Origin of the sequence: Candidatus Galacturonatibacter soehngenii (assembly GCF_008830185.1) — a bacterium.
GTDB classification, from domain to species: Bacteria; Bacillota; Clostridia; order Lachnospirales; family Lachnospiraceae; genus Lachnotalea; species Lachnotalea soehngenii.
The window spans coordinates 143,799-169,592 of record NZ_WAGX01000008.1; the positions used below are offsets into that span (position 1 = coordinate 143,799).

Sequence of the window (25,794 nt, forward strand, 5' to 3'; positions counted from 1 at the left end):
CATAAAAAAGGACATTGCAATGTTAATTGCAATGTCCTTTTTAGAATTACTACCAGAAAGTACTTTCGTTTTTATGAAAAACAATAAAAGTCAAATCTCCTAGAGTAGGTGAATCATTTTTATAAAGAACTCCGTTTGGATATATATCATAATTACCAGTTTCGTAGGATTGAAACGTAAGGCAGTGAACATCACTTACAAGGTCTGGAATAATCTGTATTTTAAATTCTTCTGTTTTATTTGGTATTATGGTACCTACCTCAATTCGATAGTAATCTTTATCAAATGCCAAACGCCCTAAAATGCTGGTTTCATATAAAATCTTATCATTGTCATTTAATAGTCTGAATTTATAAGAAGAACAGTTCTCATTTCCAAGGGTATTTCTGACTTTTACGCCGATTGTATTAAAAGTACGATTGGTTGTAAAGGTTTGGCAAAGTGTATCGCTAAGCAATGGAAAGGGATTATCTGGCTCAGCTAAATCTTGCTTGGCGGCATAATTATAATGTGTATAAGGAACATGAATCATCTTGTTTCCTATGTAAATCAGGCTAAATAGGGTGAGACAAGTGCTAATTGCACCGAAAGCAATATAAATCTTCTGTTTTCTTATTGTGTTAATTTTATCGAAGCATATATGGAATCCATCAGCTGCAAGAATTAACATGGAACAGGTAAATGAAATGCTATATACTTCTCCGGCCTCCCAAAGGATATGGAAGAGAATTCCACCTAAGAAGTTAAGCATCACAGGAAATAAAAGGTTTTTGGGTTGCTGAAACAATGCATATAGAATGCTGATAAACATAAATCCCAAAATAACAAAATAATAAATATGACAAAAGCTAACTAAGATGTCGTTGTTACTTCCTGAAATATAATCATTAATGGAACTATAATTTTGGGTCATACTTAAGTTATCAATGAAATCATCCGTACTATCACTCCAAGTAATCTCTAGCTTGTCTCTCCAAAGTCTTAATAGTCCTGGAACTCTTAGCGTTTTAACTCTTTGTACAATCACAGCTTCTGTCGCTTTGACTCTTAAATCCTTTGTTGTAAAACTTTCTGTAAAATTATCATCTGCAGCATTATATCCACCCGTACCTTGCAATCCAAGCATAATCCAGTGAGTAATAGGATAACCAGTATCTTTATAATTAAAATGTACATATTGCTTTTCAATAATAGAGTAGCTGCTAAAGCCTATAATGACTGAGCAAATGAAGGCGATTACAGTGACAAGTGATTTGCGAGTTAACATTTTCAAATTTAAAAGTAGATATATGAACATTGCGATTGCAACAATCATTACAGTGGCTCTTATTTTAAAACCGATAATGATGATAAATCCTGTCAAAAAAGAGTATATCAGCCTTTTTTTAACACTTTCTTTTTCTTGAATGCAGCAAATAAAGAAATAAATTGCTCCACTAGAAAAGGGCATAGAGATGGTATGTGTATAATAAAAAGGCGCGATTAGGTATGTAAGAGGATGAAACAAAACAAGAAGTAAGAACATAACTCCAACTTTGGGATTCTTCACTCGACATAACAAGCGATAAGAAAAATAATAGGATATACACATCATAAGCGCGTTAACAAGTTGTACATAAAGCATAAAAAAATTAGTAGGGAGACCTAATAACTTTGGAAGTTTTAATATAAGAGCAGTCGTAATACATATTGGTATGTTGTTGGGATATTTAGCAAAATACCCCAAAGAGTAATCAGGTGATAAGGATTGTCCATTTAGTAAGGCAATGGCTTGGTCAAATACCTTGAGTGTATCATAACGTAACGAAACTTTCATTTTTAAAATAAAAATTGCTTGAAATATAAAAATGGCTAATAGCAAAATATAAGGTAAATAAATATTTTTGCTCAACTCGTACCTGCACAACAATCTATAAATAAGGTTTAATAGGAGAAAGATAAAGCTTGCACAAATTATAATAAAGGCTGGAACTTTATAGCCAAATAAAAAAGTGCTAAAAAATTCCGTATTATTGAGATTCAATGCCATTAAAAGGATACAGCTTATAAAAAAAGAAAGCATGGCAAGGAATAGACAATAAAGTAAATGATTAATTCTAGTAAAAAACATGATAAACCTCCTAGTTAGTTACAAAAGATGCCACAGAATAATTTCCGAAGGTTTCTATTGTATAGCCTTCATTCATAAAAATATTAATTTCATCATTACTAATGATATAAATGTTTTTCTCATTCAGATTGTCTATGTCATAACCAAATGTAAATCTATCAAACGATAGAGGGGTGTAATCGTTTGGCAAATTTGGATCATAAGATACAGATGCTAAATAATTCGTAACAGGAAGCTTTGATGCAAAGAGTACATTGGAATAATATATATCTTTATTTACGCATATGGTTGAATCCGTTTTGGATATTGCTGCCTGTACAGATTCCATTACTCCGTATTGAAAAGGTTTTTGTATGGATAGATGATATATATTAAAATAAAAAGACGAAAAAGCAACAAAGCTTACCAAATAAACAAATATGATATAGGAATAAATAGGTTTTTTAAATAGTTTGGATGTAGTAATAATACCCTGAACCCAACATAGTATTAAGGGAATGTGAATTAGGTTTATCTTATTAATATTCACAGAACTTATAAAAAGTCCCCAAATTAAGCCGACAAAAATATTTGTTAAAACGAGTGTGAAAGGATGGTATTTTTTATTCTTGATACTATTAAATGATAGACCAGCTATAGAACAAAAACCAACCACAACAAATAGATTGCTAAACTTATAAAAGAGTCCAAATTCTTTAGTTGCATTCCATATAAGATCATCATTTTGTTTTATAAACAAAGTATATAAATGATAGATACTAGTTTTTACGTTGTGAATTGATACCTCTCCCCCTCGATACTCTAATAACTTTGGAATAGAAATTATATTGGTTTTTAACTCACCAATAATACCATTATTGATTAGCAAAAATAACATAAGGGGTAAGGCTAATACAAATAAAACAATAACTGCCAATGTAAAAAATTTATCCCATTTAAATTTCTTGCAATATATACAGTATACAAGATTAAAAAATAGAATAACAGGTAAGGCAAACCACAAGGGTGCGTAAGCATACAACGAGAGTCCATAAAAAAGAAAGGATAAAATATAAAATTTGGAATTATCGAATGCCTTTATAAAAAATAGTAAACCAAAAAGAAGAAAAGCAGGAGCAATATTTGATTCCAATCCCCAATGTGCAAGCATAATATGCCAAGGTGTGATAGCAAATATAAATAGTCCAAGTAAAGTCAGTTTCCTATCTACATAAATATGTTTTAATAAATAATAAAACGCAATAAGGGACAGGCATGCAAAAAAAGCTTGGGGTAGGCGAATTACAAATGGTGTTAATTTGTTTCCTGCCAAAAATATAAAAGGAATGGTAAGGTAACTATACAAAACATTCATCCCGCTTCCCCACGAAACAAAGTAAACAGGATTTGAATACCCGTGTGAATCTACACCATAGTTTAAAAGTGAAAAAGCTTCATATCCAGAATAAGCTTCATCTTGATTCAATCCAAGTGGAAGAATGTCTAATTGATAGAAACGTACAAAGAATCCAAGAGTAAAAATTAAAATTAGAATAAGATAATACTTGTCAGAAATTAGCTTTCTGTATTTGCTAACGATTGATTTTTTATTGTCCATAAATAACTCTCCTCAAAAATAAAATACGGTATCATAATATCATAAATAAAAGAAAAATGGAAATATATGTAAAAATTTAGAAAAATTTTATATAAAAATAATTATTTTTGTTGTATAATAAAAGAATTGTTTTTGAGTATTAGATATATGGAGGTTATAATGGATCAGTATTTGAGAAAAATAATTTATAAGAAACTAAGGTTTGATAATGTAGAATTTACTGTGTTGGATGTTATTTTCTTGATAGGCATAGGAATAAGTGGTTTGATGATGCGATTAAGTTTAAAATCATTTGTTTCTGGTGATTTTACATTTTTTTTAGAGCCTTGGATCAATGAATTTAAAGCAAATGGTTTTGGAGCTCTTAGTGGCGATTTCTATAATTATAATCCACCATACATGGTAATTCTTTATTTTATCGCAAAGTCAAATATAAATCCGTTGACGGGAATCAAAGTGGTATCATGCATATTTGATTTAATTATTTCATTAGTGGCAAGCCTAATTGTATTGGATGTGACAAAAAATAAGCTTCGTACCTCATTTACTTATGCAGCGTTATGGATATTGCCTACTATCGTAGCAAATGGATCGATGTGGGGACAATGTGATGCGATATATGGAGCATTTCTATTACTATCCATTTATCTTTTGTTAAAGGAAAGGCCTACTTTAGCTATGGTTTTTCTAGGAATAGCAGTAGGATTTAAGATGCAAGCTATTTTTCTTTTGCCAGCATATATCATATTATGGTCAAAGCGAAAGTTGAAATTAGTTCAATTTTTATGGATACCTGGTATATATTTTATTAGCCTTCTTCCAGCAATTTTTGCGGGAAAAAGTCTTGCAGACACGATTGGTATTTATATGGGACAGGCAAAAGAACAAACCTATCTGGAAATGAATTGGCCAGGCTTATATGAACTGATTGGGATTGAACCATACTACGATTATTATGGTCCTGCAGCGATTTGGTTTACGCTTGGAATTTTAATGTGTATTATGTTTTACCTCTCTTATAAAATATATGAAGTGAATAAAACGCACATGATAGATGTTTTTTTGTATATTGCTATGGTAACCGTATATTTCTTACCGTATATGCATGAAAGATATGGGTACGTTGCAGGTATTTTAGCAATCATAGTAGGACTTGTTAATACAAAAAAACTTTATATACCAATTATTCATGTAATAGTATCTTACGGAGCCTATCAGTCATGTTTGGCAGATCGTAGAGTAGTGCCGTTTTGGTTGTATTCATTTGCATTACTTTTTTTAATTTTGGATTTTGGTGTGTATATCTTCAAATACATACATAAGAACAGCTTAGGTAACAAGGAGGTATAGGCATGGATAATTATTTGATTAATTTACTTCATAAGGAATATAAAATTGGTAAAATGAAGCTTACTTTCTTACATATCCTTTTCGTTATCGGTATCACCTTTACAACTTTGATGATGAGGTATTGCTTAAGAGATAATGAAACATGGGACTACTTTGCAAGCTGGAAACCATGGGTTGAAAAGATGAGAGAAATGGGCGGGTTCAAAGGACTATCAGGTGATTTTTACGATTATACACCGCCTTATATCGCTCTTATACTTTTGTTGAGCTATTTACCGATGAACTTATTATATAGTATAAAAATGGTTTCTGTTATATTTGATATTATCATGTCGGTAATAAGTGGTATTATTATATATGATATTACGAAGAACCGCACGAAAGCAATCGGTATATATAGTATTATGATGTTACTACCTACGGTGGCAAATAATAGTGCATTGTGGGCACAATGTGATGTGATATATACAACAGCAATTCTTTGTGCGATTTATAATCTTATGAATGACAAACCGGCAAAAGGAATGTTTTTCTATGGTATAGCATTTGCATTAAAATTACAGTCGCTTTTTGTTTTTCCTGCGCTAATAATACTTTGGGCATTAAAGAAAATAGATTTAAAACACTTTTTATTTATGCCTCTTATGTATTTCATTGGAATATTACCAGCATGGTTTGCAGGCAGACCTTTAAAAGACCTACTTTTGATTTATGCAAGACAAGCCGCAGAATCCCCTCAGCTTAGCCTGGGGTATCCCAATATATACCAGATTATTGGAACTACAGACTTTATAAATGTTTATCCTACAACTGCGATTTGGCTTACATTGGGATTTATGATGATATGCATGTATTATATTGCAAGAACTAAAGTTGAGGTTTCAAAAGTATTTGTTATAAAAATATTTATGCTATTTGGATTGATTTCAATGTGTTTTCTTCCTTTTATGCATGAACGCTACGCTTATGTAATAGATATATTAACGGTTATCTTTGGATTTATATATATAAAGAAGTTTTACATTCCTTTGCTGCAAATATTAATTTCTTTTAGTGCTTATTCGATTATTTTGTCAGCTTATGTAAATGTGCCGGTAATTATATATAGTTTTGCGAGCTTGTTTTTGATATATGATATTGGAATGCAGATATACCGCTATGTTTCCAACCATTCAAAAGAAGAAAAATTTTCTTGACAAACAAGGAATAAGTTGATATTATATAAAAGCAATTGACTGCCGAAGACAGTAGGTGCCGTAAGGCGTAAATTGAGAATGCCTACCGAGGATGCTTATATAATTTAAGTGACTTATTATATAATCTCTTTGTTTTCGGACAAAGAGATTTTTTATTCTTAAAAACCTTGATTGAATGTTTTTAAGAAATAGTACGTACTTTAGCAGCGATGCACCAGCACACAAATAGAGCTACTGTGTGCAATAGATATAACTCTATCATAAATGCTCTAATACTATAAGGAGGTGCAAGGTTAATGGCAAAGATTGAACAAAAAAAACCAGTCGTAGCAGAAATTTCAGAAAGTATTAAAGATGCACAGACAGTTGTATTGGTTAACTATCGCGGAATCACTGTTGAACAGGATACAAAACTTCGTAAACAGTTAAGAGAAGCAGGTGTTACTTACAAAGTTTGTAAAAATACAATGATGAGATTAGCTTTTAAAGGAACATCATGTGAAGTTTTAGACAAGCATTTAGAAGGACCAAATGCAATTGCTATTTCAACTACAGATGCGACTGCTCCAGCAAGAATTATTGCTAAGTTCCAAAAAGAAGCTCCAGCATTGGAAATCGTAGCAGGTATTGTAGAAGATAATTACTATGATGCAGCAGGAATGAGTAAAGTGGCAACTATCCCTTCAAGAGAAGAACTTCTTTCAAAATTACTTGGAAGTATTCAGTCACCTATCACAAACTTTGCTCGTGTTATTAATCAAATCGCAGAAGCAAAAGAAGCATAATAACGGATAAAAATAAAAAGAAAATTAATCGGAGGTAAATAAAATGGCAAAATTATCAACAGCAGAAATTATTGATGCAATTAAAGAGTTAACAGTATTAGAATTAAACGAATTAGTAAAAGCGTGTGAAGAAGAATTTGGTGTATCTGCAGCAGCAGGTGTTGTAGTAGCAGCAGCAGGCCCAGCAGAAGCAGCAGAAGAAAAGACTGAATTCGATGTAGAATTAACAGAAGTTGGACCAAACAAAGTTAAAGTTATCAAAGTAGTTCGTGAAGCTACTGGCTTAGGCTTAAAAGAAGCGAAAGAATTAGTTGATGGAGCTCCTAAGGTTCTTAAAGAAGCTGCTTCAAAAGCAGAAGCTGATGATATTAAAGCAAAACTTGAAGCTGAAGGTGCTAAAGTTACTCTTAAATAATTATGTTTTAAGACAAGCAGAGATTCAATCCTACTACGCTTGTTATGAGTTAATAAAAGACTCCCGTTTATCGGGAGTTTTTTGAGCTTATGGGAAAGTGCCAAAGAATACAAGAGGTATTTTCTAGAAAATATGGAAATGTTTTAGATAATATGTTTAGTACAAAGAATCTAGGTAGATACTATAAATAGGGAAAAAATGTTATTGAAGGGACTACGCTTATCCTTTCAAATAGAATCGAATGTGGTCTTCTTGCGTTTTACCATGTATGGTTGAAACTAAAAAAAATATAAAATTTTTAAAATAAGTATTGACAAACGAAAAAATAGGTATTGACATAGATTTTGTTATATGATACTATGGAAAATGCACTATTGTGGTGTCATATGCCTATATGGCGAATAGTAATGCAAATGTGGTTAAAATTGAATTATAAACCATAAGAACGAAATAAAACAACTTATCAAAAAACAAGGGGTGAAACGTCAAATGGAGAAAAATAGAATACGTCCAGTTACAAGTGGCAAAAGCGTCCGTATGAGTTACTCAAGACAAAAAGAGGTATTAGAAATGCCTAATTTAATTGAGGTTCAAAAAGATTCCTATCAATGGTTTCTTGACGAGGGCTTAAAGGAAGTTTTTGCGGACATATCTCCGATTGCGGATTACAGTGGACATTTAAGTCTTGAATTCGTGGATTTTGTTTTGTGTGAAGACGATGTGAAATATTCGATAGAGGAATGCAAAGATAGGGATGCAACATATGCAGCACCCCTTAAAGTTCGTGTTCGTCTTTACAACAAGGAAAAAGATGAAATTAACGAACATGAGATATTTATGGGTGACTTACCTTTAATGACTGCTACAGGAACATTTGTTATTAATGGTGCTGAGCGTGTTATTGTAAGTCAGTTAGTACGTTCACCTGGAATCTATTATGCAATCGCACACGACAAAATTGGTAAGAGATTATATTCATCAACTGTTATTCCAAACAGAGGTGCTTGGCTTGAATATGAGACAGACTCAAATGATGTATTTTATGTACGTGTAGACAGAACTAGAAAAGTTCCGATTACCGTATTAATCAGAGCGTTAGGTCTTGGTACAAATGCCGAAATAATTGATCTGTTTGGCGAAGAACCTAAGATTATGGCGAGTATCACGAAGGATACATCAGAAAGTTACCAGGAAGGTCTTTTAGAGTTATATAAAAAGATTCGTCCAGGTGAGCCGCTATCTGTTGATAGTGCAGAAAGTTTAATTACAAGTATGTTTTTTGATCCAAGAAGATATGACCTTGCAAAAGTTGGTAGATATAAATTTAATAAAAAGCTTGCCTTTAAAAATCGAATCAAACATCATGCATTAGCAGAAGACGTGGTAGATGTTACCACGGGTGAAATCTTAGCTGAGGCAGGAACGGTTGTAACCGCAGAATTAGCAGATGCAATTCAAAATGCAGCAGTTCCTTATGTTATTGTACAAACAGAAGAAAGAAATGTAAAGGTTCTTTCTAATATGATGGTTGACATTACAAATTTTGTTGATGTCAATGCGAAAGAGTTAGGTGTTACAGAGTTAGTATACTATCCTGTATTGAAAAAAATACTGGAAGAAAATGACGATATAAAAGATATTGAGGAAGCGATTGTTAAGAGTATTCCTGAATTAATACCTAAGCATATAACAAAAGAAGATATTTTAGCTTCTATTAACTATAACATCCATTTAGAATACGGAATTGGTAAGGATGATGATATTGATCACCTTGGAAATAGACGTATTCGTGCAGTTGGTGAACTGTTACAAAATCAATACCGTATTGGTTTATCAAGACTGGAACGTGTCGTTAGGGAACGAATGACAACTCAGGATTTAGAAGGAATTTCACCACAATCCTTAATTAATATTAAGCCAGTTACGGCAGCTGTAAAAGAATTTTTTGGTTCTTCTCAGTTGTCACAGTTTATGGATCAGAATAACCCTCTTGGTGAACTTACACATAAGAGACGTTTGTCAGCACTTGGTCCAGGTGGTTTGTCAAGAGATCGAGCTGGGTTCGAGGTTCGAGATGTTCACTATTCTCATTATGGAAGAATGTGTCCGATTGAGACACCGGAAGGTCCTAACATTGGTCTGATTAACTCGTTGGCAACCTATGCTAGAATAAACGAGTATGGATTTATTGAAGCTCCATATCGAAAAATCGATCGTACCGATATTAAAAATCCTATCGTAACCGATGAAGTAGTATATATGACTGCAGATGAAGAAGATGACATTCATGTTGCACAGGCGAATGAACCTTTGGATGCAGAAGGACATTTCATTAATAACAGTGTATCAGGTCGTTATAGAGATGAGACACAAGAATATGAAAAACATTTATTTGAATACATGGATGTATCTCCTAAGATGGTATTTTCCGTTGCTACAGCATTGATTCCATTCCTTGAAAATGATGATGCGAATCGTGCTCTTATGGGATCAAACATGCAACGTCAGGCGGTTCCACTATTAACAACGGAAGCTCCTGTAGTTGGTACGGGTATGGAAGTAAAAGCTGCCGTTGACTCTGGAGTGTGTGTAGTAGCTAAAAAATCAGGTACCATTGAACGTTCTACATCAAAAGAAATTACAATGAAAAATGATGATGGAACAAGAGATGTATATCGTTTGACTAAATTCTCAAGAAGTAATCAAAGTAACTGTTATAACCAAAAACCAATTGTATTTAAGGGTGAGCATGTAGAAAAAGGCCAGGTAATTGCAGATGGTCCATCTACGGCTAACGGTGAAATTGCATTAGGTAAGAACCCATTGATCGGCTTTATGACATGGGAAGGTTATAACTACGAAGATGCTGTATTATTAAGTGAACGACTTGTTCAAGAAGATGTATACACATCAGTTCATATAGAAGAATATGAAGCGGAAGCTAGAGATACCAAGCTTGGACCAGAAGAAATTACGAGAGACGTTCCAGGTGTTGGTGATGATGCACTAAAAGATCTTGATGAAAGAGGAATTATTCGCATTGGCGCTGAGGTACGCGCAGGTGACATCTTGGTAGGAAAGGTAACTCCAAAGGGTGAAACCGAACTTACTGCAGAAGAAAGACTTCTTCGTGCAATTTTTGGTGAAAAAGCAAGAGAAGTACGTGATACTTCCTTGAAGGTTCCACATGGTGAATATGGTATTGTTGTGGACGCCAAAGTATTTACAAGAGAAAATGGAGATGAATTGTCTCCTGGTGTCAATCAAGCAGTTCGTATTTATATTGCTCAAAAGAGAAAGATATCCGTTGGAGATAAGATGGCTGGTCGTCATGGTAATAAGGGTGTTGTTTCACGTGTATTACCAGTAGAAGATATGCCGTTCTTACCAAATGGTCGTCCGCTGGATATTGTGTTAAATCCACTTGGTGTGCCTTCTCGTATGAACATCGGACAGGTACTTGAAATCCATTTAAGTTTAGCTGCCAAAGCATTGGGCTTTAATATTGCAACTCCTGTATTTGACGGTGCAAGAGAAAATGATATCATGGATACACTTGATTTGGCCAATGATTATGTTAACCTTGAATGGGAAGCGTTTGTTGAAAAACATGGTGAAGCGTTATTGCCAGAAGTTTTAGAATATTTAGATAAAAATAAAGAACACAGAAAATTGTGGAAGGGTGTACCACTTACAAGAGATGGAAAGGTTCGTTTACGTGATGGTAGAACAGGAGAATATTTTGACAGTGCTGTTACGATCGGACACATGCATTATCTGAAGCTGCATCATTTGGTTGACGATAAGATTCATGCACGTTCTACAGGTCCTTATTCCTTAGTTACGCAACAGCCTTTAGGTGGTAAAGCGCAATTTGGTGGACAAAGATTTGGAGAAATGGAAGTTTGGGCACTAGAAGCTTATGGTGCATCTTATACTTTACAGGAAATCTTAACAGTAAAATCAGATGACGTAGTTGGTCGTGTTAAAACCTATGAAGCAATTATCAAAGGAGAGAATATTCCTGAACCAGGAATTCCAGAATCCTTTAAAGTACTTCTAAAAGAACTTCAATCCTTAGGACTTGATGTAAGAGTCTTAAAAGAAGATCAAACAGAAGTGGAAATTATGGAAACTACGGATTATGTCGATACGGACTTACATTTGATTATGCAAGACGATAAAGGATTTGATCCAGAGTCTGAATCACTTGGAGACATGGGATTCACCAGACAAGAATTTGATTCTGAAAATAACGAATTTGTCGATGTTGAAGAAGAAAATGAAGATGAAGAAGATATGGAAGATGATCTTTTAGCGTTTGAAGAAGTTCTTGATGACGATATGTAGAGAGGAGTGCCATATAATGCCAGAAATAACGAATAATGAAGTTTATCAGCCAATGACTTTTGATGCAATCAAAATTGGCTTGGCATCACCAGAGAAAATTCGTTCATGGTCTCATAGAACAGCAGAACCTGCTGATAAGAATAGTGAGGCATGGAGAAGATGGTTTGAAGAAGGCGTTGTGAAAAAGCCAGAAACCATCAATTACAGAACATTAAAGCCTGAAAAAGATGGACTGTTTTGTGAAAAAATCTTTGGACCTAGTAAAGACTGGGAATGTCATTGCGGTAAATATAAAAAGATCAGATATAAAGGTGTCATTTGTGATAGATGTGGAGTTGAAGTAACAAAGGCCAACGTTCGTAGAGAACGTATGGGCCGCATTGAGCTTGCTGCACCCGTTTCTCATATTTGGTATTTTAAGGGTATTCCTAGTCGAATGGGTCTAATCCTTGATTTATCTCCAAGAATATTGGAAAAAGTTTTATACTTTGCATCTTACATTGTACTGGATAAGGGAGAGACCGAATTACAGTATAAGCAAGTATTGACAGAAAAAGAATACCAAGATGTTAGAGAAAAATATGGCAATCGTGTAAGAGTTGGTATGGGGGCTGAGGCAATTCAAGAACTTTTACAGGCGATTGATTTGGAAAAAGAGTCCGTTGATTTAAAGCGCGGTCTTAAAGATGCAACGGGACAAAAACGTGCAAGAATTATCAAAAGACTTGAAGTAGTAGAAGCGTTTAGAGAATCTGGTAACAAACCAGAGTGGATGATTATGTCTGTTGTTCCTGTGATTCCACCAGATTTACGTCCAATGGTTCAGCTTGATGGTGGACGCTTTGCTACATCTGACTTAAATGATTTATATAGAAGAATCATAAATAGAAATAATCGTTTAAAGAGACTTCTTGAATTAGGAGCTCCTGATATTATTGTAAGAAATGAAAAAAGAATGCTTCAAGAAGCGGTAGATGCCTTAATTGATAACGGAAGACGTGGTCGTCCAGTTACAGGACCTGGTAACAGAGCACTTAAGTCTTTATCCGATATGTTAAAAGGTAAATCCGGACGTTTCCGTCAAAACTTACTTGGTAAGCGTGTTGACTATTCAGGGCGTTCCGTTATCGTTGTAGGACCAGAGCTTAAGATTTATCAGTGTGGTCTTCCAAAAGAAATGGCAATTGAATTATTCAAACCGTTTGTTATGAAAGAGCTTGTAGCAAATGGTACCTCACATAATATAAAAAATGCGAAAAAAATGGTGGAGAGATTACAGACAGAAGTATGGGACGTATTAGAAGATGTAATCAAAGAACATCCAGTTATGTTAAACCGTGCACCTACTCTTCATAGACTAGGTATTCAGGCATTTGAACCTATTTTGGTTGAAGGTAAGGCAATTAAACTCCATCCACTTGTTTGTACTGCATTTAACGCCGATTTTGATGGTGACCAGATGGCTGTGCATTTACCACTTTCAGTTGAAGCGCAAGCAGAATGCCGTTTCTTACTGTTGTCACCGAATAACCTGTTAAAACCATCTGATGGTGGACCAGTTGCCGTTCCTTCACAGGATATGGTGCTTGGTATCTATTATTTAACACAGGAAAGACCAGGTGCACTTGGAGAAGGTAAGTTCTTTAAGAATGTAAACGAAGCAATTCTTGCTTATGAGAATGGAGCAATTACGTTGCATACCAGAATTAAAGTAAGAATGGTTAAAAAGTTTGCAGATGGAACTACTAAAACAGGAAATGTAGAATCTACATTAGGACGTTTTATTTTTAATGAAATCATTTCACAGGACTTAGGTTTTGTAGACCGTTCGATTCCTGGCAATGAAATGAAGCTTGAAATCGATTTCCATGTAGGTAAAAAAGGATTAAAACAAATCCTTGAAAAAGTAATTAATACCCACGGTGCAACAAAGACGGCAGAAGTGCTTGATGATATCAAATCAATGGGATATAAGTTCTCGACCAGAGCGGCCATGACGGTATCCATTTCTGATATGACAGTACCACCAGAAAAACCTGAATTGATTAAAGAAGCGCAAAATACAGTTGATAAAATTACGAGAAACTACAAACGTGGACTTATTACTGAAGAAGAAAGATATAAAGAAGTTGTAGAAACTTGGAAGGCAACAGATGATATTCTAACAGAAAAGCTATTGTCTGGACTTGATAAATATAACAATATCTTTATGATGGCTGATTCAGGAGCCCGTGGTTCTGACAAGCAGATTAAACAGTTAGCTGGTATGCGTGGTTTGATGGCGGATACAACTGGTCGAACGATTGAGTTGCCTATCAAATCAAACTTCCGTGAAGGACTTGACGTATTGGAATACTTTATGTCAGCGCATGGAGCTCGTAAAGGTCTTTCTGATACCGCTCTTCGTACAGCCGATTCTGGTTACCTAACCAGACGTCTTGTTGACGTTTCACAGGACTTAATTGTGCGTGAGACTGATTGTTGCGAAGGAAAAGAAATTCCAGGTATGGTAGTAACTGCTTTTACTGATGGAAAAGAAGAGATTGAAAGTTTACAAGAAAGAATCACTGGAAGATATCTTGCTGAGAATATTTATGATGAACAAGGTAATATTTTAGTGAAAGCAAATCATATGGTTACTCCAAAGCGTGCCGCACTTGTTATGACAAAAGGTGTGGATCGTAAAGGAAATCCACTTGAGAAAATTAAAATTAGAACTGTATTATCTTGTCGTTCTCATATTGGTATCTGTGCAAAATGTTACGGTGCAAACATGGCAACAGGTGAGCCAGTACAGGTTGGTGAATCAGTAGGTATTATCGCTGCTCAGTCAATCGGTGAACCAGGAACACAGCTTACCATGCGTACATTCCATACGGGTGGTGTTGCCGGTGATGATATTACACAAGGTCTTCCTCGTGTCGAAGAGCTTTTTGAAGCGAGAAAACCAAAGGGTCTGGCAATCATCGCTGAATTTGGCGGTACTGCTGTGATTCAAGATACAAAGAAAAAACGCGAAGTCATCATTACGAATAATGAAACAGGCGAATCAAAAGCATATTTAATCCCTTATGGTTCTAGAATTAAGATTCAAGATGGTCAGGTTCTAGAAGCAGGTGATGAATTAACAGAAGGTAGTGTAAATCCACATGATATCCTTAAAATTAAAGGAGTTCGTGCAGTACAAGATTACATGATTCAAGAAGTTCAACGTGTATATCGCTTACAAGGTGTTGAGATCAATGATAAGCATATAGAAGTAATTGTTCGTCAGATGCTGAAAAAGATTCGAATTGAAAATAATGGTGATTCTGAATTATTACCAGGAACATTAGTTGATACTCTGGATTTTGATGATATCAATGAAGCTTTAGCGGCAGAAGGAAAAGAGCTTGCAGAAGGAAAACAAGTTATGCTTGGTATTACGAAGGCATCACTTGCAACAAATTCTTTCTTATCAGCTGCATCCTTCCAGGAAACAACGAAAGTTCTTACAGAAGCCGCAATTAAAGGAAAGATTGATCCATTGATTGGTTTAAAAGAAAATGTTATCATAGGTAAACTGATTCCAGCGGGAACAGGTATGAAACGTTATCGTTCTGTAAAACTTGATACGGATGTGAATGAAGCAGATGAAATATCTATTTCAGAAGATATTGATATAGCAGAAGAATTTGATGAAGCTTTATTAGCTATTTCAGAAGAGGAATAGTAGAGATAACATATAAAAAAGATCTTTGCTTATAGTTAGCAAAGGTCTTTTTTGTTCAATATGACATAAGGATTAAGAATAAATTACATTTTTATAGAAATAATTTTTAATGTATTTTTATACTTTTTTAATGAATAATTAAATTTGAGTAGTAGGAATAAAAAAAGCGGAAAGAACAAGGATGATAGCATATGTAAAAATTGTGAATATATTATCAAAAAATATGTCGCATAAATATAAAAAACGTCTCATTTTTATGAAAAAAAATGACGCTTTTCCCTTTAATCTCCTAGTAATTAAATTTGACAAAATTGAATAAAACTGATATTATCTAAATCTGTGGTAGGTAACAATGATGTTAAAATATGTAGGAGACATCGTTGTTTTTTTTGAGACTATAAATATAAGGAGTCGATAAGATGACAAAATATGTTATAAAACGAATTTTTATGGCGTTAGTTACGATTTGGGCAGTAGCTACAATTACATTTTTCCTAATGAATATGGTACCAGGAGGACCTTTTTTGTCAGAAAAGGCAATCAGCCCACAAGCGCAGGCAGCTCTGGAAGCAAAATATGGTCTAGATAAACCATTATATGAACAATATGTTACATATTTAAAGGATGCTTCACATGGAGATTTTGGTGATAGTTTGAAGCAACGTGGACGTTCTGTAATGGGAATTATTTTGACGAAATTTCCTGTATCAGCAAGAGTTGGTGGCGTTGCAATTTTAGTATCTTTGTGTATTGGAATTCCACTTGGTTGTATTGCAGCTTTGAACCGTGGAAAAGTTTTGGATAATTTGATTAGTGTTATTGCAACCGGTGGCATTGCAATACCAAGTTTTGTAATATGTACATTGTTGATGTATTTTTTTGGTGTACGATTAAAAGTCTTTCCAACATTTGGTCTAAGTTCTTGGAAGCACTATGTTATGCCAGTGATTTCGTTATCGCTTTATCCAATGGCATACATTATGCGTTTGATGCGTTCTGCGATGTTAGATGTTTTGGGACAAGACTATATGCGTACAGCTAGAGCAAAAGGTGTGAATCAGTTTAAGAGCGTTTTCAAACATGCACTTCGTAATGCGATTTTACCTGTTATTACCTATGTAGGACCAATGACGGCCTATACACTAGTTGGTAGTTTTATTGTTGAAAAAATATTTACAATTCCTGGACTTGGAAGTGAATTCATTGGTTCAATTACAAGTCGTGATTATACACTTATTATGGGAACGACTATTTTCCTTGCTACAATTATGGTAATCATGAATGTAATTGTTGATATTATTTATAAGTTAGTTGACCCAAGAATAAAACTAAACTAAGGAAAGGAAGAAAAATCAGTTATGAAAGAGAATTCAATTAGTTTTCAAAGTAAATTAAATCCAGATGACTTTCTTCCAGCTACCGATGCAGAAAAAGAAAGTTTAGTTGTCATGCGAGAAAGTGTAAGCTTTTGGAGAGATGGTTTTCGAAGATTACGCAGAAATAAAGTTGCAATGGCAAGTATTGTAGTTATTGTATTTGTTATGTTTTTTGCTTTTATTGTACCTAGCTTTTATCCTTATTCATATAAGACTCAAATAAAAGGAGCCAATAACCTAGCACCAATGCAGTATTCAAAGGCAGAGCAAGAAGCAATTGCTGCAGGTGAAAAGGTATTTCCACATATTTTTGGAACCGATAAAATGGGGCGTGATTATGCGATTCGTGTTATGATGGGTAGTAGAATTTCATTAATTGTCGGAATTGTTGCCACTGCGATTATCTTAGTAATTGGAGCTGTATATGGAGCGGTAGCCGCGTTCTTTGGGGGTTGGGTCGACTTAATTATGATGCGTATTGTTGATGTTATATATACGATTCCTGATGTATTGTTAATTGTATTATTGTCATTTGCCTTAAAAGCCCCACTTGAAACATTAACAAAGGTTCCAGGCTTTGGTTGGATTAATGTATTAGGAACTAATCTTATTAGTATTTTTATCGTATTTGCTTTGCTATATTGGGTTGGTATGGCTCGTATGGTTCGTAGTCAGATTCTTATGCTAAAAGAAAGTGATTATGTAACAGCTGCTAAGGCACTGGGTGCAAAAAACGGACGAATCATTAAAAAGCATTTATTAACTAATTGTATTGGAACTTTGATTGTTACAACCACTCTACAAATACCATCCTCTATATTTACAGAAAGTTTCTTAAGCTTTTTAGGACTTGGGGTAGCAGTTCCAATGCCATCACTGGGAAGTTTGGCAAGTGAAGCAATTAATGGACTAAATACTTATCCGTATCTTTTGTTTATACCTGCTTTACTAATCAGTTTAATTATTTTAAGTTTTAACTTATTAGGTGATGGACTAAGAGATGCATTTGATCCTAAGTTGAAAAATTAGAAAGGATGATAATTATGGCAAATTATCTTGTTGATATAAAAGATGAGCGTCTTTCCTTCTTTACACAAGCAGGTGAAGTAAAAGCATTGAATGGGGTTTCCATTCAATTAAAGGAGGGAGAGGTACTTGGTATTGTTGGTGAAAGTGGATCTGGAAAATCAGTTACAGCTTATTCTCTGATGGGACTAACGGCTCATCCTGGTAAATTAGTAGGTGGTTCATTGGATTTTAATGGTCATCATATCAATGATATGACTGAGAAAGAAATGAGAAAAATACGTGGAAACGAAGTTTCTATTATTTTTCAAGATCCAATGACGAGTTTAAATCCAGTTTACACAATTGGAAATCAAATAGAAGAAGCAATTCGTTTGCATACGGATAAAGATAAAAAACAAGCACACGAAAGAGCCAGAGAGCTTTTGGAGTTGGTTGGTATTAATGAACCAGAACGTAGACTAAAACAATATCCTCATGAACTGTCAGGGGGGATGCGTCAACGTGTAATGATTGCAATTGCACTTGCATGTGAGCCGAAGTTATTAATCGCGGATGAACCTACAACGGCACTTGATGTGACCATACAGGCACAGATACTTGAACTAATGATGGAATTAAAGGACAAACTTGGAATGGCTATCATTATGATAACTCATGATTTGGGTATTGTTGCTAGTACATGTGAAAAAATAGCAGTTATGTATGCAGGAAAAATTGTAGAGTATGGTTCGACAGACCAAATTTTTTACGAACCAAAACATGAATATACAAAAGGTTTGCTAAAGAGTGTTCCACGTTTAGAGGTAGACGAATATGAACGATTGGTACCAATAGAAGGAAGTCCTGTTGATATGTTAAATCCTCCAAAGGGATGCGCATTTGCACCTAGATGTAAAAGTTGCATGAAGATATGCTTGCGTGAAATGCCTCCAGTTTCTAATTTTGAAGGAGACCATTACACACAATGTTGGCTCGTTCAGAAAAAAGAATTAGAAGGAGGTATGCAGCAATGAGTGAAAAATTAATTCAGGTTGAAAACCTCAAACAATATTTTCCAATCGGTGGATTTGGTAAAAATAAAAAATATGTAAAAGCTGTAGATGATGTATCCTTTTATATCGAAAAAGGAGAAACATTAGGTCTGGTAGGAGAATCGGGTTGTGGAAAAACAACAACAGGAAGATCTTTACTTCGATTATATGAGCCTACAGGCGGTAAAATTACATTTGACAATGATGTAATATTTGATAGCAAAGAAAAAATAGCAGTTAATATGCTTCCATATAGAAAAAAAATGCAGATTGTATTCCAAGATCCATATGCTAGTTTAGACCCTAGAATGACAGTTGGGGATATTGTAGGAGAAGCAATTGATATTCATGGACTGGCAGCATCTAAAAAGGATAGATATGACAGAATTATTGAAATGCTTAGGCGAGTTGGATTAAATTCAGAACATGCCAACCGTTATCCACATGAATTTTCAGGAGGTCAAAGACAACGTGTAGGTATCGCAAGAGCATTAGCGGTGAATCCACAGTTTATTGTTTGCGATGAACCCATTTCCGCTTTGGATGTATCCATACAGGCACAGGTTATTAATATGTTTGAGGATCTTCAAGCTGAATTTGGATTGACTTATTTATTTATTGCACATGATTTATCTGTAGTAAAGCATATATCAAATCGTATCGGTGTTATGTATCTTGGTAAAATGGTAGAACTTGCGGAAAGCAATGAGTTAATTAAAGACAGCTTACATCCATATACAAAAAGCTTGATATCAGCGATTCCAATTGCAGATCCAAAAGTGGCAAGAGAAAGCAAGCGTATTATGTTAAATGGAGATGTACCAAGTCCGCTTAATCCGCCATCAGGATGTCATTTTAGAACAAGATGTCCATATGCAACAGAAGAATGTGCAGCTTCTACACCAAAGTGGCAGGAAGTAAAGAAGGGACACTATGTTGCCTGTCATCATGTAGATAAAATTAATTAGCAAGGATACTAATTTCGACAAATAGATTGCAACAAAAATGTTAATATAATGCAAATGATAATGTCAGCAATTCCTATCAGATAGAGCAATGAAAAAATAATCTATGTGGTAGTTATGCAATAAAGTAACTTATTAAAGAATAGGAGGCGTAATTATGAAAAAAAGATTTCTTGCAGTTATGATGGCTGTTTCTATGGTAGCCGGATTAGCAGCTTGTGGTTCTTCTAATAATACCACAACAAAAGAAGAAGGAACGACAAGTACAGATTCAACAACAGGCACAGAGAAACCAGCCGATTCTACTACAACAGGTGGTAAGGAATTAGCAGTTCAAATTGGTCCAAATCCAGAGACAATTGATCCTGCTTTGAACAGCGCAGTAGATGGTGGTAATATGATTTTACATTCTTTTGAATGTTTATTGGTTGTTGACCAGGACGGGAAAATTGCACCTGGACAAGCAGAGACATGGGAGACATCAGAAGATGGTCTTACATGGACATTCCATTTACGTGATGGACTTAAATGGTCAGATGGTAGCGACTTAACAGCAAATGATTTTGTTTATAGTTGGAAACGTGTTTGTGATCCACTTGTTGCAGCTCCATACGCAGAAACTGTATTAGGTATGGTAAAAGGTTATGAAGAAGCGGTTGGAGGTAATCTAGATGCATTAGCTGTATCAGCTCCAGATGATAAGACTTTTGTAGTTGAGCTTTCTGCTCCTTGTACATTTTTTGATAGTCTTGCAGCATTTGCAACATTAAGCCCTGTACAACAGGCTACAATTGAAGCAAATGGTGATGCATGGGCAACAGCTCCTGAAACATATGTTTCTAATGGACCTTTCTATGTATCAGAATGGGTAGCAGGATCTCATATTAAAATGAGCAAGAATCCTAATTATTGGAATGCAGATGCTGTGAAGTTAGATGCTTTAAAATTCGTTTTAATGGAAGATAGTAATGCAGCTTACAGTGCTTATCAAACTGGCGAAGTTTCTTTAATTAAGGATGTTCCAACAGAGGAAATTCCAAGCCTTGCAGGAAATGAAGAATTCCATGTTGAGCCAATTATTGGTACTTATTATGTAAGTTTAAATATTGAAAAGGCACCATTCGACAATGCAAATGTAAGAAAAGCTCTAAGTCTTGCAATTGATCGTGAATATGTTGCTGGTACATTGATGCAAGGAACATATACACCAGCTGGTAATTTATTTGGACCAGGTTGGAGTGATCCAGCAGGTGGAGATTTTAAAGAAAATGCTAATGGTGGAAAAGAATACATTGATACTACAAATTTTGAAGCAGATTTGGAACAAGCAAAACAACTTTTAGCTGATGCTGGATATCCAAATGGTGAAGGTCTCCCTACAATCTCATATTCAACGAATGATACTGCATATCATAAAGTTGTGGCTGAGTATTTACAGCAAGCATGGGCAGAACTTGGCGTAAATCTTGAAGTAAACATTCTTGAATGGTCAAGTTTCACACCAACACGTCGTAATGGTGACTATGAAGCGGCTCGTAATGGTTGGGTTGGAGATTACAGCGATCCTTCTAATATGTTAGATGTATTCTATAGTTCAAATGGTAATAATGATGGTAACTATGTAAGTGCAGAATTTGATGCTGCGTTGGATAAAGCAAGAACAGCCTTAGATCCAGCTGAAAGATCAGCAGCGCTTCATACAGCCGAAGATACCATTATGAATGATGCTGGATGTATTCCAATTGCATTCTACAATGACTTCTGGTTACAGAGTCCAAAGATTACAGGAATGTGGCATTCAGCTTATGGATATTGGCACTTCAATTATGCTGATATTACAGAATAATTAAATAGACATTGCTTATAAAAAAGACTAAGATTCCATTTGAATCTTAGTCTTTTTTTATAAGCGTGTATAGGGAGTGTTTGCTTTGCAAACGCGCCTATTAAAAGAAGATTATAAGAAAACATTGTTAATTTTTTAATTCTTGACAAATAATGAATAACATCCTATAATTTTATTATAGTATCACAATATAAAACTAGTTCCACAATATGAAATATATTGATTTCGAGTTTGTAATATTATAGTAATAAAGAATAAGATTCTGTGATACAAGTAAATATAACTTTATTGAATAGAATCATAGTTATGCCTCAAGGAAAAGGAGAGATTTTTATGAACTCAAGAGAAAAAGAATTTGATGCATTGGCATTGGGAGAGATTTTATTAAGGCTTTCAGCACCAGATAATGATAGGATTGTAAGAGGTGATTCCTTTCAAAAATGTGTTGGAGGAGCTGAGCTTAACGTTGTTTCAGGAATATCATTATTAGGACTTAGAACCGGTATCATATCCAAGATTCCTGCCACTGATATTGGAACTTATGCTAAGAACAGAATTCGTTTTTGTGATGTAAGCGACGATTACTTGATTTATGATGAGAGCAAAGAAGCTCGCCTGGGCGTATATTATTATGAGAATGGAGCATATCCAAGAAAAGCATCGGTTGTATATGATAGAAAGCATACGTCTATTAATACAATTCAGTTAGATGAAATACCAGATAGTGCATATACAAGCACTCGTTTATTTCATACAAGTGGAATTACATTGGCATTGTCAGAGCAATCTAGAAATGTTGCTTTAGAAATGATTAAGCGTTTTAAAAAAGCTGGTGCGCTCATATCTTTTGATGTGAATTTTAGAGCAAATTTGTGGACAGAAGCAGAGGCAAAAGAATACATTGAAGAAGTGTTACCATATGTTGATATTTTATTTGTTTCAGAGGAAACGGCTAGAAGAACCTTTAAGAAAACAGGTGAATTAAAGGAAATGATGAAGAGCTTTACAAATGATTACAACATAAATGTTGTCGCATCGACAGAACGTAAGGTAATCAGTCCTAAAAAGCATACTTTTTCTTCTACCATATACGATGCAAGAGAGGATAAATACTTTGAGGAATCTCCATATGAAAAAATCGAAGTGGTAGATCGCATTGGAAGCGGAGATGCATACGTTGCAGGAGCTTTATATGGATTACTAAAATATAACGATTGCCAAAAAGCTCTTGAATATGGGAATGCATCAAGTGCAGTAAAAAATACCATAGCAGGGGATCTTCCTTCAACTGATTTAAAAGAATTGAATAAAATAATTGAAAGTCATAAAAATATTGGGGAACAAAGCGAGATGAATCGTTAACTCGCAAAAGATAATAAGTGGTATTGGATTGTCATTTTGGACCATCCAATACCACTTTAAACATTTTACAAATTTGGTTTGATATTTGATACAATGTTTTCACCTTTTGATATCCGTTTTGTGCTATGATATTTCGTTCTTCTTCATGTAACAAGTAATATTTTACTTTATCTACTAAGTCTTTCATACTTTCATAAACAACCAAATCTTTGTTGATTTCAAATAATGATGGAAGCTCAGACTGGTAATTTGTGATTAGGAATCCACCAGCTCCAAGAACATCAAAAACTCTTAGTGGAATCCCTGTCTTGATTGTCTTGCTTGTTATATTAATATTAACTTTGCTTGTTTTATATACTTTATATGCCTCGACAAACGGCTCTACAATTCCTTTGTTATGAACGAGTGGATAAGAAGCGGTGTCGTCATTGGTATATAAAGAGAATTCAAACTGCTTGGATAACTCTTGAACGATTCGAATGCGTTCTCTATGTGAACATTCTTTTCCTAAATAGTAGTTGATGAGAGCATCCCGAAGATCTAGTTGAAAAAGGTTCTTAGCGGTGTCATCATAACTTTTATCCAAATTAGCAGCCTTGTTAAATATTTCAATTGCTTCATCAGTCAGGGCGGCGTCAAATAAGTCATACCCGTAAATGTGAAGTTGAGATTCAATCAAACCATCAAAATAACCATGCCAAAAATCAGAGAGAGTAATGGATGAAAACTTTGTTCTAGTACCGTATAAGGAACCAACAAATGATACATCGCTACCATAATGTAAATATTCTTCTTGTGTAATACTTATAGCATCAAGTCTTGAAACATTGCTTCCAAGAGGAAGATAATAAATGGAATCAGGAGCATGTTTCTTATAATAGTGAAACAAAGCTTGGTCAAAAATAAAAATATAATTGATTTTGTTTGATATAGTCTTTGAATTTAGCGCATGACAAGGGCTATCTGCAATCCAGGAAATATATTTTGTATTATGAATTTGACAAACCATAGATGTAATTGGAATGTAGTTTACTGAAAATACAAAAGTATAATTGGAGGAGAGCAGTTTTTCTGATAAAAGAGTTAAGTAATTACGGTCAAAAAAGTAGTCTTTAATCGGAACAACGAATTTATCTACTTCAAAACCCATCTCTTGAAACGTATACACAATATCAGGCTCTAAAATATTGGCATGAGAACAGATTAATATTTTCATAAATGAAATCACATCTTTCTATAATAATAAATTCATTATATCGAATAAAAGTACAAGTGTAAATAAAAAGTAATTTACTTATATTTTTCAATAAATGACTTGACAGAGTGAAAAGAAAACTTTATACTAAATTAGCATGCAAAAAGAATGCTTTTATTATGCGTGCAATTTTAGCTGAAATAAAACAGCAACCGCAGATGCAAAATCACAGGAGGTGAAAAGAATGCCAACATTTAATCAGTTAGTTAGAAAAGGAAGACAAACATCAGAAAAGAAATCAACAGCACCAGCTCTTCAAAAAGGATACAACTCCTTGAGAAAGAAGTCTACTGATATTTCTGCTCCACAAAAAAGAGGTGTTTGTACTGCTGTTAAGACAGCAACTCCTAAAAAGCCTAACTCAGCTCTTAGAAAAATTGCCAGAGTTCGTTTGTCAAATGGTATCGAGGTAACAAGTTATATTCCAGGTGAAGGACATAACCTTCAGGAGCATAGCGTTGTACTTATCAGAGGTGGTAGAGTAAAAGACTTACCAGGTACAAGATATCATATCGTTAGAGGTACACTTGATACAGCAGGTGTTGCTAACAGAAGACAGGCTCGTTCTAAATATGGAGCTAAGAGACCAAAAGACGCTAAATAGAATTATTGTATATCACAAACAGAACTATTAAGTGCCGGCGTTCTAACATTGCCCTGTAGGTTGCAGGATTAAATATAGAAGTACCGAGCACGAACACAGTAGAACGACACATGTGAGTACCGATGATTTAATTAAAAACCTTGTTGAATAACAAGCAAGAATTAAGGAGGGAAGTACCGTGCCACGTAAAGGACATACTCAAAAAAGAGACGTATTAGCAGATCCATTATACAATAATAAAGTAGTTACTAAGCTTATCAATAACATCATGTTAGATGGTAAGAGAGGTGTTGCTCAAAAGATTGTATATGGAGCTTTTGAAAAAGTTGCTGCAAAGACAGAAAGACCAGCTCTTGATGTATTTGAAGAAGCTATGAATAACATCATGCCTGTACTTGAAGTAAAGGCAAGACGTATTGGTGGAGCAACTTATCAGGTTCCTATCGAAGTTAGAGCTGAGAGAAGACAGGCTTTAGCACTTCGTTGGCTAACCACTTACTCACGTAACAGAGGTGAGAAGACACAGGAAGAAAGATTAGCAAATGAAATCTTAGATGCTGCAAACAATACTGGATCAGCAGTTAAGAAAAAAGAAGATATGCACAAGATGGCAGAAGCAAACAAGGCTTTTGCACATTACAGATTCTAATTATTACAAAGGAAATAGCTTGCTGTTTCAATTGTTAAATATTTTAGAGTTGATTCCTTGCATAAGGATGCATATTATTATAAATGCAAAATTCGTCAAGTAAATTGAATTTTATTCAATTGCTTGACGGTTTGTTGCATAAACGTAAAATTTTGAAATAAT

The 25,794-nt window shown here is 34.5% G+C and carries 17 protein-coding genes and 1 other annotated feature; of the genes, 14 read left to right on the forward strand and 3 right to left on the reverse strand.

Annotation, left to right across the window (positions count from 1 at the left end):
• Positions 1–49: 49 nt before the first annotated feature.
• Positions 50–1,816, reverse strand: coding sequence for a glycosyltransferase family 39 protein (locus tag F7O84_RS17785; RefSeq protein WP_192451821.1), 1,767 nt, complete (start codon positions 1,814–1,816; stop codon positions 50–52).
• Between the two features lie 304 nt (positions 1,817–2,120).
• Positions 2,121–3,707 carry an ArnT family glycosyltransferase gene (locus F7O84_RS17790; RefSeq protein WP_151148367.1) on the reverse strand — a complete coding sequence of 529 codons (1,587 nt, stop codon included), beginning with the start codon at positions 3,705–3,707 and terminating at the stop codon, positions 2,121–2,123.
• A gap of 159 nt (positions 3,708–3,866) precedes the next feature.
• Here F7O84_RS17790 and F7O84_RS17795 point away from each other — a divergent pair, with 159 nt between their 5' ends.
• The 12 genes from F7O84_RS17795 to F7O84_RS17850 all read left to right on the forward strand — a co-directional run bounded on the left by F7O84_RS17795 (position 3,867) and on the right by F7O84_RS17850 (position 23,124).
• Entirely contained in the window at positions 3,867–5,057 is a 1,191-nt protein-coding gene (locus F7O84_RS17795) for a hypothetical protein (protein WP_151148369.1), read from the forward strand.
• 2 nt (positions 5,058–5,059) lie between these two features.
• Positions 5,060–6,253, forward strand: coding sequence for a hypothetical protein (locus tag F7O84_RS17800; protein WP_151148371.1), 1,194 nt, complete (start codon positions 5,060–5,062; stop codon positions 6,251–6,253).
• 24 nt (positions 6,254–6,277) lie between these two features.
• Positions 6,278–6,416: a sequence feature (ribosomal protein L10 leader region), on the forward strand.
• Between the two features lie 133 nt (positions 6,417–6,549).
• A complete protein-coding gene (gene rplJ, locus F7O84_RS17805; RefSeq protein WP_151148373.1) occupies positions 6,550–7,038 on the forward strand; it encodes a 50S ribosomal protein L10 in 489 nt (162 codons plus the stop codon).
• A gap of 43 nt (positions 7,039–7,081) precedes the next feature.
• A complete protein-coding gene (gene rplL, locus F7O84_RS17810; protein WP_151148375.1) occupies positions 7,082–7,453 on the forward strand; it encodes a 50S ribosomal protein L7/L12 in 372 nt (123 codons plus the stop codon).
• Between the two features lie 489 nt (positions 7,454–7,942).
• Positions 7,943–11,803: a DNA-directed RNA polymerase subunit beta gene (gene rpoB, locus F7O84_RS17815; RefSeq protein ID WP_151148377.1), complete on the forward strand. Its 3,861-nt coding sequence runs from the start codon at positions 7,943–7,945 to the stop codon at positions 11,801–11,803.
• A gap of 16 nt (positions 11,804–11,819) precedes the next feature.
• A complete protein-coding gene (gene rpoC, locus F7O84_RS17820) occupies positions 11,820–15,515 on the forward strand; it encodes a DNA-directed RNA polymerase subunit beta' (protein WP_151148380.1) in 3,696 nt (1,231 codons plus the stop codon).
• 419 nt (positions 15,516–15,934) lie between these two features.
• Positions 15,935–16,852, forward strand: a complete 918-nt coding sequence (locus tag F7O84_RS17825) for an ABC transporter permease (RefSeq protein WP_151148382.1) — start codon at positions 15,935–15,937, stop codon at positions 16,850–16,852.
• A gap of 21 nt (positions 16,853–16,873) precedes the next feature.
• Positions 16,874–17,920 carry an ABC transporter permease gene (locus F7O84_RS17830; RefSeq protein WP_151148384.1) on the forward strand — a complete coding sequence of 349 codons (1,047 nt, stop codon included), beginning with the start codon at positions 16,874–16,876 and terminating at the stop codon, positions 17,918–17,920.
• Between the two features lie 14 nt (positions 17,921–17,934).
• Positions 17,935–18,933, forward strand: coding sequence for an ABC transporter ATP-binding protein (locus tag F7O84_RS17835; protein WP_151148386.1), 999 nt, complete (start codon positions 17,935–17,937; stop codon positions 18,931–18,933).
• Positions 18,930–19,919: an ABC transporter ATP-binding protein gene (locus tag F7O84_RS17840; protein WP_151148388.1), complete on the forward strand. Its 990-nt coding sequence runs from the start codon at positions 18,930–18,932 to the stop codon at positions 19,917–19,919. Before F7O84_RS17835 ends, F7O84_RS17840 begins: the two co-directional genes overlap by 4 nt.
• A 154-nt stretch (positions 19,920–20,073) precedes the next feature.
• Positions 20,074–21,762, forward strand: coding sequence for a peptide ABC transporter substrate-binding protein (locus F7O84_RS17845; protein WP_151148390.1), 1,689 nt, complete (start codon positions 20,074–20,076; stop codon positions 21,760–21,762).
• A gap of 333 nt (positions 21,763–22,095) precedes the next feature.
• Complete coding sequence (locus F7O84_RS17850; RefSeq protein WP_151148392.1) at positions 22,096–23,124, forward strand: sugar kinase; 1,029 nt, start codon at positions 22,096–22,098, stop codon at positions 23,122–23,124.
• 31 nt (positions 23,125–23,155) lie between these two features.
• Here the strand turns inward: F7O84_RS17850 and F7O84_RS17855 are convergent, their stop codons facing one another.
• Positions 23,156–24,340, reverse strand: coding sequence for a glycosyltransferase family protein (locus F7O84_RS17855; RefSeq protein ID WP_151148394.1), 1,185 nt, complete (start codon positions 24,338–24,340; stop codon positions 23,156–23,158).
• Between the two features lie 223 nt (positions 24,341–24,563).
• Between F7O84_RS17855 and rpsL the strand changes: the two genes are divergently transcribed.
• The gene (gene rpsL / locus F7O84_RS17860; RefSeq protein ID WP_151148396.1) at positions 24,564–24,983 is read left to right on the forward strand and encodes a 30S ribosomal protein S12; all 420 of its coding nucleotides are present in this window, start codon (positions 24,564–24,566) and stop codon (positions 24,981–24,983) included.
• A gap of 178 nt (positions 24,984–25,161) precedes the next feature.
• Positions 25,162–25,632, forward strand: a complete 471-nt coding sequence (gene rpsG / locus F7O84_RS17865; RefSeq protein ID WP_192451822.1) for a 30S ribosomal protein S7 — start codon at positions 25,162–25,164, stop codon at positions 25,630–25,632.
• The last annotated feature ends 162 nt before the right edge of the window (positions 25,633–25,794 follow it).